Raw genomic sequence first — 15,787 nt, 5'->3', positions numbered from 1 at the left:
GAGATCGGCGACCTTGAAGTCCTGTCGGTTGTCGACAGTCGTCATTGCGAGCTGCTCCTCGGGGTTGGGGCGAGGTGGGTACGGCTGGTCTGCGCGGCGGCGGACACAGGGGTGCCCGAAAAAGAGGACACAGGCATGCCCACGTGCGCGCAGCGCAGTCCGTCGGAGGCCCTCTCTCCCTCGGTCGGTCCGCGTCGGACCGCCCGACCGCCATCAGCAGCGACGTCTGGCTCTGTCCCAAGCTACACCGGACGCCCCGGTCGACCCCAGTCCGCCTCCGCATACTTCGGGCCGTTCGGCGGGTGGTTCGAGCGGCCGGAGCGGAGGGCGGTGGTTGTGCGGAAACCGTGGAACCAGGGGCGACAGACCGGCTTGAACTGGGATTTTTATGCCTTCGAGACGAGGGTGAGGTGGTGCAGGATGCTGGGGGACCGGGAGTTCCGGTTCCGTTCGCGGGGTGTCAGGACGGCGCCGCGCACGGCGAAACGTGAGGAGACCGACGTGACCAGTCCGGCCGGCCCACCCGCCACGGGTGGCCGCGATGACGAGGGGCAACGGCTGCGGCTGCTGGCGGTGACCGCCTGCCCGACCGGCATCGCGCACACGTACATGGCCGCGGAGAAGCTCGCGCAGGCCGCCGCCAGTCGCGGCATCGAGATGAAGGTGGAGACGCAGGGATCCATCGGGGCCGAGAACATCCTGGATGACAACGATGTCAGACATGCGGACGGCGTCATCGTCGCGGCCGACAAGGACGTCGACCTGAGTCGCTTCGTGGGCAAGCGGGTGCTGACGGTCGGAGTCGCCGAGGGCATCCGGCACCCCGAGGAGCTGCTCGAGCGGGTGCGGTCGGCGCCCGTGCACGGGGCGGACGCAGCCGGCGGCCGGCCGGCGGGGCCGCCGCCGGACGCCGGCAGGGAGCGGGGCCCGGTGTACAAGGCGCTGATGAACGGCGTGTCGTACATGATCCCGTTCGTCGTCGTCGGCGGTCTGCTGATCGCGGTCTCGCTCGCGCTCGGCGGCCACGCCACGGCCAAGGGCTATGTGATCCCGGACGGCACGTTCTGGGCGCACGTCAACGCGATCGGCGGTATCGGCTTCCAGCTGATGGTCCCGGTCCTGTCGGGCTACATCGCGTATGCGATCGCGGACCGGCCCGCGCTGGTGCCGGGCATGATCGGTGGCTGGATCGCGAACACAGGGGCCCTCTACGACTCCGAGGCCGGCGCGGGCTTCATCGGGGCGATCGTGACCGGATTCCTCGCCGGGTATCTGGTGCTGGGAATCAAGAAGGTCCGGGTGCCGAGGTTCGTGCAGCCGATCATGCCGATCATCGTCATCCCGATCGTGGCGACGACGGCGCTCGGGCTGTTCTTCGTCTACGTCATCGGCAAGCCGATCTCCTGGGTCTTCGAGCATCTGACGAGCTGGCTCGGCGGGATGACCGGTACGAGCGCGGTACTGCTCGGCGCGATCCTCGGCCTGATGATCGCGTTCGACATGGGCGGGCCGGTCAACAAGACGGCGTTCCTGTTCGGGGCGGGGCTCATCGCGAGCGGCAACCAGACGGTGATGGGCATGTGCGCGGCGGCGATCCCGGTGATGCCGCTCGGTCAGGGCCTGGCCACGCTGGTCCGGCGGGGGCTCTACACCGGGCAGGAGCGCGAGACGGGTCTGGCGGCGCTGTTCATGGGGTGCTTCGGCATCTCCGAGGGCGCGATCCCGTTCGCCGCGGCGCGACCGGCCCAGGTCATCCCGGCGAACATGCTCGGCGGCGCGGTGGCCGGCGCGGTGGCGGGACTGGCCGGGGTGAAGGACGCGGTGCCGCACGGGGGGCCGATCGTGGCGGTGCTGGGTGCGGTGAGCGGGGTGCCGATGTTCTTCGTGGCCGTGGCGATCGGCACGGTGGTGACCGCGCTGGCGACGGTGGCACTGGTCGACGTGAGCGGGCGCCGGGGTCGCACGGAGGGTGCGGGAGCTGTTTCCGGTACGGCGGGGCCGGCGCCGGCCGTCGCGGTCGTACCCGACCCGGCACGGCGGGACCTCTCACCGGTCGGCGCCGTCGCGGCCGGGGCCGCGGTGGCCGGGGCCGGGATGGTGCAGGGCGCGAGTGCGGGGAGTACGGCCGGCGAGGCGGGGACCGTGGCGGAAGAAGCCCCGCAGGACGCGCGCGAGGCGAAGACCGTTGCGGTGGACGTGCCGGAGGGGGAGACGGCCTCCATGGACATTCCCGCGGCAGCGTCGGAGACGGACCCGACGGACATTCCCGCGGCAGCCTCGGAGACGGACCCGACGGACATTCCCGCGGCAGCCTCGGAGACGGATGCGAGGGATATTCCGGCGACGGCGGTGGAGGCTGACGCGGCTGCGCATGGGCCCGAGGTGTTGTCCGGTGGGCCCGAGGTGTTGTCCGGGCACCTGACCGGGCGGACGGTGCGCGTGACGCTCGGTGCGGTGGCGAAGGAGGCCGCGATCCGGGAGATGGCGGAGCTGCTGGCGCGCAGTGGCCGGGTGGCCGATGCGGAAGAGCTGGTGGCGGCCGCCCTGCGGCGCGAGGAGCAGGGGACCACCGGGCTCGGCGAGGAGATAGCGATCCCGCACGCCAAGACGGATGCGGTGACCGCGCCGGTCGTCGGCTTCGCGCGGTCGGCTGAGGGCGTCGAGTGGGGGTCGCCGGACGGTACGAAGGCCCGGCTGATCTTCATGATTGCGGTACCGGAGGCAGCCGCGGGTGACGAGCATCTGCGCATCCTCTCGCTGCTGTCCCGGAAGCTGATGGACGCAGGGTTCCGGGAGCGGCTGCGGGCGGCACGGGACGAGCGCGCGGTGCTCAGCGTGCTCGCCGAGGTGGGGTGAGCGGAGCCGAGGGGGGCGAGAGCGAGCCGAGCTGCGGTGAGAGGAGCCAAGGGGTGAAAGCGAGCCGAGCTGCGGTGACGGGAGCCAAGGGGGTGTGAGAGAGCCGAGGCGCAGTGCCCCGAGCCGAGGTGCGGTGCCCGGAGCCGAGGTGGGGGGGGTGAGCGGACCGGCCTCGCGCCACCGCCCCGGGCCGCCGGGACGACCCGTACCGAGCGTTCACGGGGAGCCGCTATTCTCCGCGCCGCGGACGGGCCGCATGGGGAGGGTGTGACATGGCGCGTAGAGGGCGGGGACTGGGGATCGCGGCGCTCGTGGTGGGGCTGCTCGGGGTGCTGCTGGCCGGCGGTGGCGCCCTGTACGGGCGCAGCGAGTACGGCAGGGGCACCGTGCCCAGCCAGAGCATGGCGCCGACGTACGAGCGGGGCGACCACATCATCTGGCAGCGGCTGGACGGGAGCGAGGTGCGGCGGGGTGACGTCGTGCTGTTCTCGATGCCGGGGCGTTACGGCAGTAGCGGTGTCGTCATGCAGCGGGTCATCGGCGTGGGCGGTGACCGCGTGGCCTGCTGCACGACCGTCGGCACCGAGCAGCGGGTCACGCTGAACGGGAAGCCGGTCGAGGAGCCCTACGTCTTCGGGGGCGATGCCGACGGCATGCGCCGGCCGTACGACGTGAAGGTGCCGAAGGGCCGGCTGTTCCTGATGGGCGACCACCGGGCCGACTCGGTGGACTCCCGTGTCTTCGACGAGGGTCACGGTGGGACCGTCCCCGTGGATGCCGTGCAGGGACGGGTGACGGACGACCGTACCGGTCCGGCCCTGCTGGGTACGGCCCTGCTGCTCGGCGGGGCGATGGTCCTCACCGGTGCCGGGCTGGGGATCGGCTTCCTGGTGGTACGGCGGCGGAAGGCGGCGGTGCCACCCGCGCCCTGGCCGACCCAGCCGGTCTGAGGGCGGTCGGCGTACCGGACGACGCCCTGCCGCACCGGGCCCTGCCGGACACCGCCGTACCGGGCAGGGCTCTGTCGAGCAGGGCCGGGTCGGAGCGTCAGTGGGCGGCCGGGTGGGGGTTCGGGCCGCCGGGGGTGGCCGCCGGGTCCGGGCCCTTGGCGGCCTCGGCCTCGTCGTAGATGTCCGGCTCGAGGTAGATGACGCGGGCGATGGGGACCGCCGCGCGGATGCGGGCCTCGGCGGCGTTGATGGCGCTCGCCACCTCGGCGGCGGTGTCGTCGTGCTGCACGGCGATCTTGGCGGCGATCAGCAGTTCCTCGGGGCCGAGGTGCAGGGTGCGCATGTGGATGATGCGGGTGACGTCCCGGCCGTCGACGATCGCGGCCTCGATCTTCTTCACGTCCTCGAGGCCGGCGGCCTCGCCGAGCAGCAGCGACTTGGTCTCGGCGGCCAGGACCAGGGCGATGAGGACGAGCAGGACACCGATGCATACCGTGCCGATGCCGTCCCAGACGCCGTCGCCGGTGAGCAGGGCGACACCGACGCCGAAGAGGGCGAGGACCAGACCGATGAGTGCGCCGAAGTCCTCCAGCAGGACGACGGGCAGCTCGGGCGCCTTGGCGCGGCGGATGAACTGCGACCAGGACAGCTTGCCCCGCAGTTCGTTCGACTCCTTGATGGCCGTGCGGAAGGAGAAGCCCTCGGCGATGATCGCGAAGACGAGGACGCCCACCGGCCAGTACCAGTGCTCGACCTCGTGCGGGTGGACGATCTTCTCGTAGCCCTCGTAGATGGCGAACATGCCGCCGACGGAGAACAGGACGATGGAGACCAGGAAGGCGTAGATGTAACGCTCGCGGCCGTACCCGAAGGGGTGCTGCGGGGTGGCTTCGCGCTGGGCCTTCTTGCCGCCGACGAGGAGCAGGAACTGGTTGCCGGAGTCGGCGAGCGAGTGGACGCCCTCGGCGAGCATCGACGAGGAGCCGCTGAACGCGAACGCCACGAATTTCGATGCCGCGATCGCGAGGTTGGCGCCGAGTGCCGCCACGATCGCCTTGGTACCGCCTGACGCGCTCATGTGTCCGCGTTGTCCCTTCGCCTCTGTCACCGTCGTACGTCCACGCCGTCCACGCGTGTACCCGGCTTTGCCCGGCCTTTGCCGGTGGGCCATTCTTGCAGCCCGGCCGGGCAGCGGCGCGTCAGGTGTCCACAACCCCGGTCATATGATCACCGGCTGTCCACAGCCCGGGTCATACGATCACGGTGGCGCGGAAGACCGTGCCCGCGCCCGAGATCTCCGCCTTCTCGCCGGCCGGGACGAAGACCGACTGTCCGGCGCCCAGTTCCTGCTCGCCGGCCCGGACGGAGCCGGCCGTGCAGAGCAGGATCTGCGGGGTGCCGAGGGTGACGTCGTGGGCGCTGCCGCCCTCGGGGAGGACGTACCGGGAGAGCCGGAACTCGTCGATCGGCGTCTCGTAGACCTCCTCGCCGTCCGGGGAGGCCTCGGGGCGCAGCACGCCCGGGTCACTCGCCTCGAAGCGGACGACGCGCAGGAGTTCGGGGACGTCGACGTGCTTGGGGGTCAGGCCGCAGCGCAGGACGTTGTCGGAGTTGGCCATGATCTCGACGCCGAGGCCGCTGAGGTAGGCGTGCGGGATGCCGGCGCCGAGGAACAGGGCCTCGCCGGGCTGGAGGCGGACGTGGTTGAGCAGCATGGCCGCGATGACGCCGGGGTCGCCCGGGTAGTGGTGGGCGATGTCGGCGTAGGGGGCGTAGGCGCCGCCGAGGCGGGTGCAGGCGGCGGTGGCCTCGGCGACCGTGTGGGCCATCTCCTCGGGGTCGGCGCTGAGGATCGCGGTGAGGACCTCGCGCAGGGCCGCGTCCTCGGGGTGGGCGTGCAGCAGGTCGACGTACGGCTTGAGGGAGTCGACGCCGAGGCCGGCGAGCAGGTCGGCGCTCTGGACGGGGTCGCGGAAGCCGCACAGCCCGTCGAACTCGGTGAGGGCGCAGATCAGTTCGGGCTTGTGGTTGGCGTCCTTGTAGTTGCGGTGCGGGGCGGCGACCGGGATGCCGCGGCGCTCCTCGTCGGCGTATCCCTGCTTGGCCTGCTGCAGATCGGGGTGCACCTGGAGGGAGAGGGGTGCGCCGGCGGCGAGGATCTTGAGCAGGAACGGCAGGTGCGGGCCGAACTTGGCGACCGCGCCGGCACCTAGTTCCTGCTCCGGGTGGGCCTCGATGACCTCGACGAGGGTTCCGCGCGCGGTGCGCGAGGGTGCGCCGGGGTGGGCTCCCATCCACATCTCCGCCTGCGGTTCGCCGGTCGGCTCCGTTCCGAGGAGGTGCGGGATGGCGGTGGGGGAACCCCAGGCGTAGGGGCGGACGGTGTTGTCGAGGCGGTCCATGTGTCTTCTCTGTCTCCGTACGTACGCGGCTCAGCCGGCGCTGTCGCTTCTTCTCGCGCCGCCGGTGGGCGGCGCGGTCGGTCGGCCAGGAGTCAGATCAGGCCCCCGAAGCGAGCGCCAGGTAAACGGCGGCGAAATCCGTGACGGCGATCAGTTCCGCGAGGGTTTCCAGTTCGCCGCCCTCCTCGGGTTCGAGTTCGCTGATCGGGGTGTCGTGGCTGAGGGCCAGGTCGCGGGCGGCGGGGGCGGCGGTGAGGCCGCTGAGCGGGCGGTCGCGGAGCAGCACCACGCGCGCGTGCAGCGCGGGTGCCTCCTCGACGCGGTCGCGGAAGAAGTCGTCCGGGTCGGCGCTGGCGGCGAGCGGGCCTGCCAGCAGGGCGTTGTGCGCGGCCAGGGCCTCGGGGAGTTCGGCGACCAGGGCGGGGCGGCCGGCGAGTTCGGCGAGGGCGGCGGCGAAGCGGCGGCCCGCCGGGCCGGCGGAGGCGCCTTCCGTCCACAGCACGGGCAGCGCGTCGGCGAGTTCGGCGGCGAGGGTCTTGGCCGGGTTGCTGTAGGTCGCGATGGCCGGGCCGCAGCCCTCCGCGACGTGGTCCAGGCGGTCGGCGATCTTCTCCAGGGCCTCCGGCGGGGCGTCGATCAGGCCGATCCGGTCCAGGAGCGCCAGCAGCGGGGTCAGCAGCGCCCAGAAGACGCCCGAGGAGGACGCGGCGAGCGGTTCCGCCTGGTCGTACGGGGCCGTCGCCATCGGTACGAAGAGGCCGTGAGCGCCGGCGACCGCCTCGGCGAGCGGGGTGCCGGGCGGGGCCACGGCGACGAGCGAGCAGCCCCGGCGGTAGGACTGGTCGGCGAGGAGGGAGAGGCTCGGCTCGGTGCCGTCGGGGGTGGCGATCAGCAGCAGGTCCACCGACCCGGCCCAGCCCGGGAGGTCCCAGCGCAGGGCTCCGGCGGCGGGGGCGACTCCGTTCGGGGGCAGCCGCACGAAGGGGCTGCCCGCGCCGGCCAGGGTGCCGAGGAGGTCGGCGGTGTGGGCGGCGGCGGCGCCCGGGCCCGCGATCAGGACGGCGCGGGGGCGGCCGTCGGGCTTGAGGCTGTCGAGGCCGGCCTCGACGGCGTGCCGGGCGGCGGTGCGGACGCGGGCGCCCGCCTCCGCCGCGCCGCGCAGCAGGCCGCGGCGGTCGGCCTCGGCGAGGCCCTCCGGGGTGTCGAGCAGCGATTCGTCCAGCATGGGCGGGGCCTCCGATCGCCGGGTGTCCTGGGGTCCTACGAGGTGACGGGCCTCGTCACTGCGGGCGGCGGGCCTCGTCGACGAGCAGGACCGGGATGCCGTCGCGGACCGGGTAGGCGAGGCCGCAGTCCTGGCCGGTGCAGATCAGCTCGGTGTCCTGCTCCTTCAGGGGGGCGTGGCAGGCCGGGCAGGCGAGGATCTCCAGGAGGCCGGCTTCGAGCGGCATGAGGTGTCCCTTCGGCGGGTTGATTGTCTAGCCGCTGGTCAGCGTACCGCCGGCGGCGGCGTGGGGCTGGGGTTCGGGGGCGCTCAGCGGCGTCGGGCTCAGCTCCTGATGATCGCCAGGGCTTCGTCCCTGATCTTCGTCATGGTCGCCTCGTCCTTGGCCTCGGCGTTCAGGCGCAGGAGCGGCTCGGTGTTGGAGGGCCGGACGTTGAACCACCAGTCGGCGGCGGCGACCGTGAGGCCGTCGAGGTCGTCCAGGGTGACGTCGGCGCGGTCCTCGTACGCGGCGCGGATCGCGGCGAGGCGGGCGGTCTGGTCGGCGACGGTGGAGTTGATCTCGCCGGAGCCCGCGTAGCGGTCGTACTGCGCGACGAGCGCGGACAGCGGGCCGTCCTGGCCGCCGAGGGCGGCGAGGACGTGCAGGGCGGCCAGCATGCCCGTGTCGGCGTTCCAGAAGTCCTTGAAGTAGTAGTGGGCGGAGTGCTCGCCGCCGAAGATGGCGCCGGTGCGGGCCATCTCCGCCTTGATGAAGGAGTGGCCGACCCGGGTGCGGGCCGGGGAGCCGCCGTTCTCCCGGACGACCTCGGGGACCGTGCGGGACGTGATCAGGTTGTGGATGACCGTGCCCGTGCCGCCGTTGCGGGCCAGTTCGCGGGCGGCGACCAGGGCGGTGATCGCGGACGGCGAGACCGGGTCGCCGTTCTCGTCCACGACGAAGCAGCGGTCGGCGTCGCCGTCGAAGGCGATGCCGAGGTCGGCGCCCTCGGCCGGGACGCGCTTCTGCAGGTCCACGAGGTTGGCCGGGTCGAGCGGGTTGGCCTCGTGGTTGGGGAAGGTGCCGTCCAGTTCGAAGTACATCGGGACGAGGGTCAGAGGCAGGCCGGCGAAGACGGAGGGGACCGTGTGGCCGCCCATGCCGTTGCCGGCGTCGACGACGACCTTCAGCGGGCGGACGGAGGTCAGGTCGACCAGCGAGCGCAGGTACGCCGCGTAGTCCTCCAGCGTCTCGCGGGAGGAGAGGGTTCCCGGCCGGCCCACCGGCTCCGGGGCGCCCTCCGCCAGCCAGCGCTCGGCCAGCTCGCGGATCTGCGCCAGGCCCGTGTCCTGGCCGACGGGGGCGGCGCCCGCACGGCACATCTTGATGCCGTTGTACTGGGCCGGGTTGTGCGAGGCGGTGAACATCGCGCCGGGCAGGTTCAGCGCGCCCGAGGCGTAGTACAGCTGGTCCGTGGAGCACAGGCCGATCTCGGTGACGTCCACGCCGCGGTCCGCCGCGCCGCGTGCGAAGGCGCGGGAGAGGGCCGGGGAGGAGGGCCGCATGTCGTGGCCGACGACGATGGCCGCCGCTCCCGTCACCTCCGCGAAGGCTGCGCCGAAGAGCCCGGCCAGTGCCTCGTCCCACTGGTCCGGGACCACTCCGCGTACGTCGTACGCCTTCACGATCTGCGACAGATCAGCAGCCACGGCCAACCCTCCTGAAAGTCCTATGGGTGCCCACAAACTACCCGTCCGGGGTAAGGGCGCGGTGCGCGGACACCGGCTGGACACTCGGTGGGTCCCCAGCCGTAACGCGTGGGCGGGGCGAATCGTCACGCCTGGCGGGGGTGGCGTCGGGTGGCGCTCCTGGGGCGGGCCTGCGTGCTCCGAAGGGTGCGGGTCCCTCCGTCGTCCGGGAGCGCGGGTCTGTCAGTTGTCCGGTGAGCGCAGGACCCTCAGGTGGCCGCGACGGGCCACCTCCATGGGGTCCGCCCCCCGGCCTCCGCCGCCGGCCTCGGCGGCGCGCTCCTGCGGGCGGGCCGCCTCGCGCACGGCGTTGGCGAGCGCTTCCAGGTCGTCCCCGCTGGGCCGGGCCGGCGCGGAGCCGTCGAGGAGGCGGACGACCTCCCACCCGCGCGGGGCGGTGAGGCGCTCGGAGTGCTCGGCGCACAGGTCGTAGCAGTGGGGTTCGGCGTAGGTGGCGAGCGGGCCGAGGACCGCGGTCGAGTCGGCGTAGACGTACGTCAGCGTCGCGACGGCGGGTCGGCCGCAGGCGGTGCGCGAACAGCGACGTACAGGGCTCACGACGATGGACGGTACCGCACTCTTGAGCGGGCCGCGACGACTCTCCACCAGGTCACTCCACTGTGTCGGGCTGTGAAACGCCCCACACACTCTTTCGAGTGGGCCTCACTGACCTGCGGTGACGGCCATTCGGGGGCTTCCGGGCCCCATCGCGTCGGGTCACGAGTCGGTACAAACAACGTCAATTGCCTTGTGTTCGGCGGTCTTGGAGGGTTACGGAAACGAGCCAGACCTTGGCCGGAATGGTCAACCTGCGACACGGGGGTACGTACGGCCGGTTGCCGCGCGGGGGACGGACGGGCGGAGGGTGCGGGGACTACGCTTCACCAGTGATGGACAACCGTGTACCGCCCCGTGCCGCCGCACCGGGGCCTCGTCGTCGTGATCGCCACGGGCGGGGCATGCGAGGGCCGATCGCGCCTCCGCAGGTGCCGCTGGCGGCCAGCCGTGCCGAGGTGTTCGCGGACCTGGTGCAGGACTCCGTGGAGCGTCTCGAACGGCGGTGGCCGCAGCTGGCCGACATCGATTTCCAGGTGCTGGAGGTGCCGCGGCTGGAGGGCCGCGGCGATCAGGTGGTGGCGTGGGGGGACGAGGCCGTACCGCTCGGGGGGATCGTCCCCGCGCGTGACGGGCGGCCGGCCCGGGTGGTCGTGTACCGGCGGCCGGTGGAGATCCGGACCAAGGGGCGGGACGAGCGGGCCGCCCTGGTGCACGAGGTCGTCGTGGAGCAGGTGGCCGAGTTGCTCGGGCTGACGCCGGAGACGGTGGATCCGCGCTACGGGGAGGACTAGGCCGGTTTCCGGCGCCCTGGGTTCGTGGGTGCCGTGGCCCGTCCCCCGACGTCTACTTCTGAAGTATCGACAGGTCCTCGTCCGTCTCCGGTACCGCCACCATTCCGTGGTCGTCCGGCAGGGTCTGGATGGTGAAGGCCGGGACGGCGCCCTCGGTGGCGGCGAGGGTGCGGGAGGCGTAGACGGGGCCGCCGGAGACGGGCTCGACGGTGAGCGCGTAGGTGCCCTTCGGACCCGACGGGACCGGGGCGGCGATGTTCTGGGTGGTGCCGGACTTGATCGTGTAGGTCTTGGTCACCGGGCTTCCGCCCTCGCTGCCCGCCGACGCGGTGACCTTGACCGTGGCGGTGGCGGTGGGGGCCGTCAGGGCCAGGGTCGAGCCCTTCGCGCTGTTGTCGGCCGAGGTCGCGCGCGCACCGACGGCCGAGGTGGCCGGGATGAACGCCGTCTCCTGCTTGTCGCCCTTGCCCCGGACGACCCGCAGGGCCGCGACGACCGGGACGGTCCGGTCACTGGGGGTGAGCACGAGGGAGCCGGCCTCGCCGCGGGTGACGTCGCCGAGGTCGACGGCCGTGGTCATACGGGACTTGACGTGCAGGGTCTCGTTGCCGGCCGGGGTGATCAGGCCGTCGGGCGAGGCCAGCCGGATCTTCAGGTCGGCGTCGTCGTCGGCGGGCGTGAAGGCGATCAGGCGGACGTCGGTGGCGTCCTTCGGGATGCCGGGCAGGACCAGGCTGCCGGCCGGGTCGGTGGCAGCGGCCAGCCAGTCGCCGCCCGTTCTGGCGTCCAGGGCCTGCACGGCCGCACCGACCCGCCCGCTGCGCACGGTGACGTGCACGGTGAGGTCGGCCTGCCGTTCGTCGGTGAGCGTGGAGAGCAGGACCGGCTCGCTCGCGTGCGGGTCGACGGTCAGGTTCTCGCCCAGCGAGGACTTGACGGGGCCGTCCTTGCCGTACAGCTCGATGTCGACGACGGCGGCGGAGTCGTCGGGGTTGGTCAGGTGGACGTAGTCGGTGCGGCCGGTGGCCGTACTGGCGCCCGGGAACCAGAACTCGGTGTCCGCGCCGGTGCAGTTGACGCCCTGGAGGCCACGGCCGGTGCCGACGGCGACCTCGGTGGTCTCCTGGACGGTCCAGCCGGGCGCGAACCTGCCGTCCGCGGTGCCGACGAGAGCGGGGGCGTCGGCGCCGGAGGTGTCACCGGTGACCGGCGTGCCCGGAGCCTTCGGGGTCAGCACCGGCCGGCCGGCCTTCTTCTTGTCCTTCCCGCCCTTGGCGTCCCCGTCCTGCCGGCCGGCTCCCTCCGCCGACGGTGCCGTGGCCGCGTCCAGCCGGGCCTTGCCGCTGCTCGCGGCGCCCTTGGTGACGGGCGTGAACGACGTGTACGAGGTGTCGGCGATGTCCGAGGTGCTCGGCGCCGGGCACAGCAGGCTGGTGCGCTCGACGGGCAGCTGGGCGGCCGCCTCGGGGGCGGCACCGGACGCGGACGGTGTGTCGAACGCGGCGAACGCGGTGACGGCGGCCAGCGCGGTGGTGCCGGCGATCAGGGACAGGGTGGTGCGGTTCACTGCTGGCTCCCGTCGGGGCGCTCACTGCCGGTGCCGTGGGGGTGCTGGGCCGGGTCGTAGCCCTGGTGGGCGGGGTCGTACGCCGGGTCGTAGCCCTGCTGCTGGTAGGCCGCCGGGTCGTAGGGCAGCTGGTCGGTGGTGCCGGTGTACACGTACGGGTCGTACTGGGCCGTCTGGTACGGATCCTGCTGGTACGTCTGCTGGTCGTAGCCCGACGGCGCGGCCTGGTACGGGTCCGCGTCGTAACCGGCGTACCCCGCCTGCGCGTACGCCGCCGGGTCGGTCCCCCAGTCCTGGGCTGCCTCCGCATGGGCGGCCCCCGCGTCGTACGACTGCTGCTGCGGTACGCCCGCCGGGGACTGCTCGGGGAGCGGCGGGGTGCCGGGCCGGTCCTCGGGGGACGGTTCCTCGGCCTGGGCGCGCAGGCGGCGGGCGCGGCGGCCCTCGCCGGCGGTGGCCTGGGCGGGCACGGCCTGCTCCTCGGGGAGGTCGTCGTCGACGTCCCGGCGCCGGCCGGGCAGGGCGAGGACGACCAGGACGACGGCGAGCGCGCCCTGGGCCCAGAGCCATGCGGTGCGGACGAGGGGAGTGTCGTAGGTGACGTCGAGCCTGCCGCCCGTGGAAGGCAGCCGGAAACCCTGGGCCCAGCCGTCGACCGTGGTGCGGGTGAGCGGCTTGCCGTCGAGGGTGGCGGTCCAGCCGTCGGCGGCGCTGTCGGCGAGCCGCAGGACGCGGCTGCCCGGGCCGGACGGGATCGTGGTGTGGATCTCCACCGGGCCCGCGGCCACCGGCCGGGCCTTGCCGGAGCCCGAGGCGGGCACGATGGCCGCGCGGGAGACCTCCTGGTCGACGCGCCACAGGGCGCTGCCGTGCTGCTGGCTGAGCCGGCTCAGGCCGGGGGTGGCGTCGAGGATGCGGGTGATGTCGCGGGGGGCGCCCTGGTGGATGAGGACGTAGCGCACGGCGAAGTCACCGAGTTCGCCCGCCTGGTCGGCGCCGGAGCCGGCGACGAGGTGGGCGACGACTTGGTCCAGGCGGCTGTTGTCACCGTCGGCGACGGCGAGTTCGGCGTCTCCCAGGCGGGCTCCGGAGCCGCGGACCAGGGAGTAGCGCACGCGCGCGGTGGAGTCGCTGTCGAGGACCAGGGTGCGGGCCTGGTCGCCGCCGATGGAGTCCTCGGCGACGAACGCGGGCACCTGGGCCGGGTCACGGCGCTCCAGGGGGCCGTCGGCGCCGCGGATCATCCAGCCGGCGGCGACGAGCAGCGGGCCGGCGGCCGCGGCGAAGGCGATCAGGGCGGCGACGGGCTGGCGCCAGCCGAAGCTCTGCTCGGCCACGCGCGCGCGTGCCCCGTCGGCGCCGAGCGCGGCGGCGGACAGCAGGGCGATGCCGTAGACGAGGGTGGCCGGTCCGGCCCAGGCGGACTTGTTGGACAGGACCGCGAAGACGAGGCCGGCGAGGGCGACGGCCCAGGCGGTGCGGATGCCGAGCTGCCGTTCCGAGCGCAGCAGGGCGGCGAGCGCGGCGAGCACGATGCCGATGAGCATCAGACCGTGCACGGTTCCGGGACCGCCGGGTGCGGCGCCGAGCAGGTCGAGGGCGGAGGCGGCCGAGGTGCCGTACTCCAGGCCGGCTTCCCGGAAGAAACCGGTCGGCAGCAGGGTCAGCGACCAGGGGGCGAGGACCAGCAGCGGGGTGCCGAGCTGGGCGAGGAAGCGCAGGCCGTGGGCGATGAGGTCGCCGCGGCGCAGCACGAGGACCCCGAGGCCGAGCAGCAGCGCGAGGGGCCAGACGATCGGCGTGAACGCGGTGGCGATCGTCAGCAGCAGCGCGTACGCCCAGGCGGCGCGCCAGCTGCCGCGGGCGCCGGTGCGGTTCGCGAGGCCGCTCGCGGCGATGCCCGCGCGCGCGATGAGCGGCAGCAGGACGGCGAGGGCGGCAGTGCCGATGCGGCCGCCGGCCAGGGCGCCGGTGGTCGCGGGCAGGAAGGCGTACGCGACGGCCGCCCAGGCGCGCAGCAGCCGGGAGGTGACGAGGGGCCGGGAGGCGAAGTAGGCGGTGCAGCCGGCGAGCGGCACCGAGCAGACCAGCAGGACGGTGACGGCGAGGCCGGTGGAGCCGAACAGGAGCGAGGCGAGGGCCGCGACGATCGCCAGGTAGGGCGGTGCGGCAGCGGTGCCGCCGGCGCCCACGGAGTGCCAGGCGTCCAGGTAGCGGGACCACAGGTCGCCGGCGCCGGCCGGGGCGGGCAGCAGGGCGCCGCCGGCGAGGGCGCCGCCGGCGAGCAGGGCGCGGCAGGCGACGAGGGAGATGAGCAGCAGGGCGAGGAAGAGCACCGGCCCGGGTTTGCGGGCGATCCGCTTGAGCCGGGCGAACTGCTCGACTTCCAGGAAGTCGGCGTCGTCGCCGCCGGGCCCGGACTCCACGGCGCCGCCGTGCCGGCCGGCCGAGGAGGTGTCGGTGTCGGTGCCGCTGGTGAAGTTGCCGGCGAACTGTTCCACGGTGGCCCGGACGGTGGCGCCGGGCGGCGGGAACAGCTGGCGCAGTTCGCCCTTGTCGACCTGGGCGGGGCCGCGGCGGCGCCGGGCGGCGAAGATCCGCTCGGGCCGCAGCAAGGTGCTGAGCAGGCCGCGGATCTCGTCGACGGCCTGGCCGGGGACCTTGCCGACGAGGTAGGCGAGGGTGCGCAGGACGGTGCCGAGGACGAGCCGCAGCAGCACCCAGGGCAGCGCGGCGGTACGCGTGTTGACGAGCAGGGTGTAGACGGCGCCGGCCTTGTCGACCTTGTGCGGGGAGGCGCTGGTGCGGCCGGCGCAGTCGACCGTGCGGCGCTCACGGGAGGCGGCCTCGGCGTGCCGGACGACGGCGTCGGGGGCGACCAGCACCCGGTGGCCGGCCGTGTGGGCGCGCCAGCACAGGTCGACGTCGTCGCGCATCAGGGGCAGCCGGCGGTCGAAGCCGCCGAGCTGTTCGAAGACGTCGCGGCGGATGAGCATGCCGGCGGTGGAGACGGACAGCACGGTGCGGACGTGGTCGTGCTGGCCCTGGTCCTGTTCGCGGCGGTCCAGGCCGGTCCAGCGGCGGCCGGAGTTGGCGATGGAGACGCCGACCTCCAGCAGCTGGCGGCGGTCGTACCAGCCGCGGAGCTTGGGGCCGACGACGGCCACATCGTCCCGGCCGAGTTCGAGTTCGTTGTCGACGACCCGGAGCATCTGGGCGAGGGCGTCGGGTTCGGGGGCGCAGTCGTCGTGCAGCAGCCAGAGCCACTGGACGGGCTCGCCGTGCGGCAGTTCGGGCAGGTCGTACGCGTCGTCGCGCCAGGTGCGCGTGACGGGGTCCCAGCCGCTGGGGCGCTTGAGGTACGGCAGGTCGTCCGGGGTGAGGACGGGCGCGGTGCGGCTCGCCTCCTCCACGGCCTGGCCGAAGCCGGTGCGCCGGGCGAGGTGCAGCACGGCCGCGTCGCCGAGGGCGTCGCTGAGCAGCTGGGCGGAGTCGTCCGCGCTGCCGGTGTCGGCGGCCACCGCGCACTGGACAGGGCGCTCCTGGCCGAGCAGCCCGGCGATCGCGTCGGGCAGCCAGCGGGCGCCGTCGTGGGAGACGAGGACCGCGGTCACCACATGACGCGGGAACTCAGGTGTGGCAGCGCTGTGCTGGGCCGCCGTATGGCTGTGCACGGACATCGAGGTACGGGCCCCGGTTCGATGGACTGC

The 15,787-nt window shown here is 73.5% G+C and carries 11 protein-coding genes; 3 read left to right on the top strand and 8 right to left on the bottom strand.

Annotated elements, in window-relative coordinates:
- The first annotated feature begins 501 nt into the window (after positions 1 to 501).
- The gene (locus JK359_RS09645) at positions 502 to 2,856 is read left to right on the top strand and encodes a fructose-specific PTS transporter subunit EIIC (protein ID WP_307788031.1); all 2,355 of its coding nucleotides are present in this window, start codon (positions 502 to 504) and stop codon (positions 2,854 to 2,856) included.
- A gap of 272 nt (positions 2,857 to 3,128) precedes the next feature.
- Positions 3,129 to 3,806, top strand: a complete 678-nt coding sequence (gene lepB / locus JK359_RS09640) for a signal peptidase I (RefSeq protein ID WP_201833939.1) — start codon at positions 3,129 to 3,131, stop codon at positions 3,804 to 3,806.
- A 97-nt stretch (positions 3,807 to 3,903) separates the two neighbouring features.
- Here the strand turns inward: lepB and JK359_RS09635 are convergent, their stop codons facing one another.
- The 6 genes from JK359_RS09635 to JK359_RS09610 all read right to left on the bottom strand — a co-directional run bounded on the left by JK359_RS09635 (position 3,904) and on the right by JK359_RS09610 (position 9,767).
- Positions 3,904 to 4,884, bottom strand: a complete 981-nt coding sequence (locus tag JK359_RS09635) for a cation diffusion facilitator family transporter (RefSeq protein WP_201833937.1) — start codon at positions 4,882 to 4,884, stop codon at positions 3,904 to 3,906.
- A 172-nt stretch (positions 4,885 to 5,056) separates the two neighbouring features.
- Positions 5,057 to 6,208, bottom strand: a complete 1,152-nt coding sequence (manA, locus tag JK359_RS09630) for a mannose-6-phosphate isomerase, class I (RefSeq protein ID WP_201833935.1) — start codon at positions 6,206 to 6,208, stop codon at positions 5,057 to 5,059.
- Between the two features lie 97 nt (positions 6,209 to 6,305).
- Entirely contained in the window at positions 6,306 to 7,433 is a 1,128-nt protein-coding gene (locus JK359_RS09625; protein ID WP_201833933.1) for an SIS domain-containing protein, read from the bottom strand.
- A 55-nt stretch (positions 7,434 to 7,488) separates the two neighbouring features.
- A complete protein-coding gene (locus tag JK359_RS09620) occupies positions 7,489 to 7,659 on the bottom strand; it encodes a Trm112 family protein (protein ID WP_190018705.1) in 171 nt (56 codons plus the stop codon).
- Positions 7,660 to 7,757: 98 nt separating this feature from the next.
- On the bottom strand, positions 7,758 to 9,122 hold the full coding sequence (locus tag JK359_RS09615; RefSeq protein ID WP_201833931.1) for a phosphomannomutase/phosphoglucomutase: 1,365 nt from the start codon (positions 9,120 to 9,122) through the stop codon (positions 7,758 to 7,760).
- Between the two features lie 222 nt (positions 9,123 to 9,344).
- A complete protein-coding gene (locus tag JK359_RS09610; protein WP_201833929.1) occupies positions 9,345 to 9,767 on the bottom strand; it encodes a DUF3499 domain-containing protein in 423 nt (140 codons plus the stop codon).
- A 284-nt stretch (positions 9,768 to 10,051) separates the two neighbouring features.
- Between JK359_RS09610 and JK359_RS09605 the strand changes: the two genes are divergently transcribed.
- Entirely contained in the window at positions 10,052 to 10,510 is a 459-nt protein-coding gene (locus JK359_RS09605) for a metallopeptidase family protein (protein WP_201834004.1), read from the top strand.
- 52 nt (positions 10,511 to 10,562) lie between these two features.
- Here JK359_RS09605 and JK359_RS09600 read toward each other — a convergent pair whose 3' ends face one another.
- Both JK359_RS09600 and JK359_RS09595 read right to left on the bottom strand, forming a co-directional pair.
- Complete coding sequence (locus JK359_RS09600) at positions 10,563 to 12,077, bottom strand: DUF5719 family protein (protein WP_201833928.1); 1,515 nt, start codon at positions 12,075 to 12,077, stop codon at positions 10,563 to 10,565.
- Positions 12,074 to 15,757 (bottom strand): glycosyltransferase family 2 protein, encoded by a 3,684-nt coding sequence (locus tag JK359_RS09595; RefSeq protein ID WP_201833926.1) that lies wholly within the window; start codon positions 15,755 to 15,757, stop codon positions 12,074 to 12,076. Before JK359_RS09595 ends, JK359_RS09600 begins: the two co-directional genes overlap by 4 nt.
- Positions 15,758 to 15,787: the final 30 nt, after the last annotated feature.

The organism is Streptomyces actinomycinicus (genome assembly GCF_016741775.1).
In the GTDB taxonomy this organism is placed as follows: Bacteria; Actinomycetota; Actinomycetes; order Streptomycetales; family Streptomycetaceae; genus Streptomyces; species Streptomyces actinomycinicus.
The sequence above is the reverse complement of the archived record's forward strand: the minus strand, read 5'-3'. Positions and strand labels throughout refer to the sequence as shown.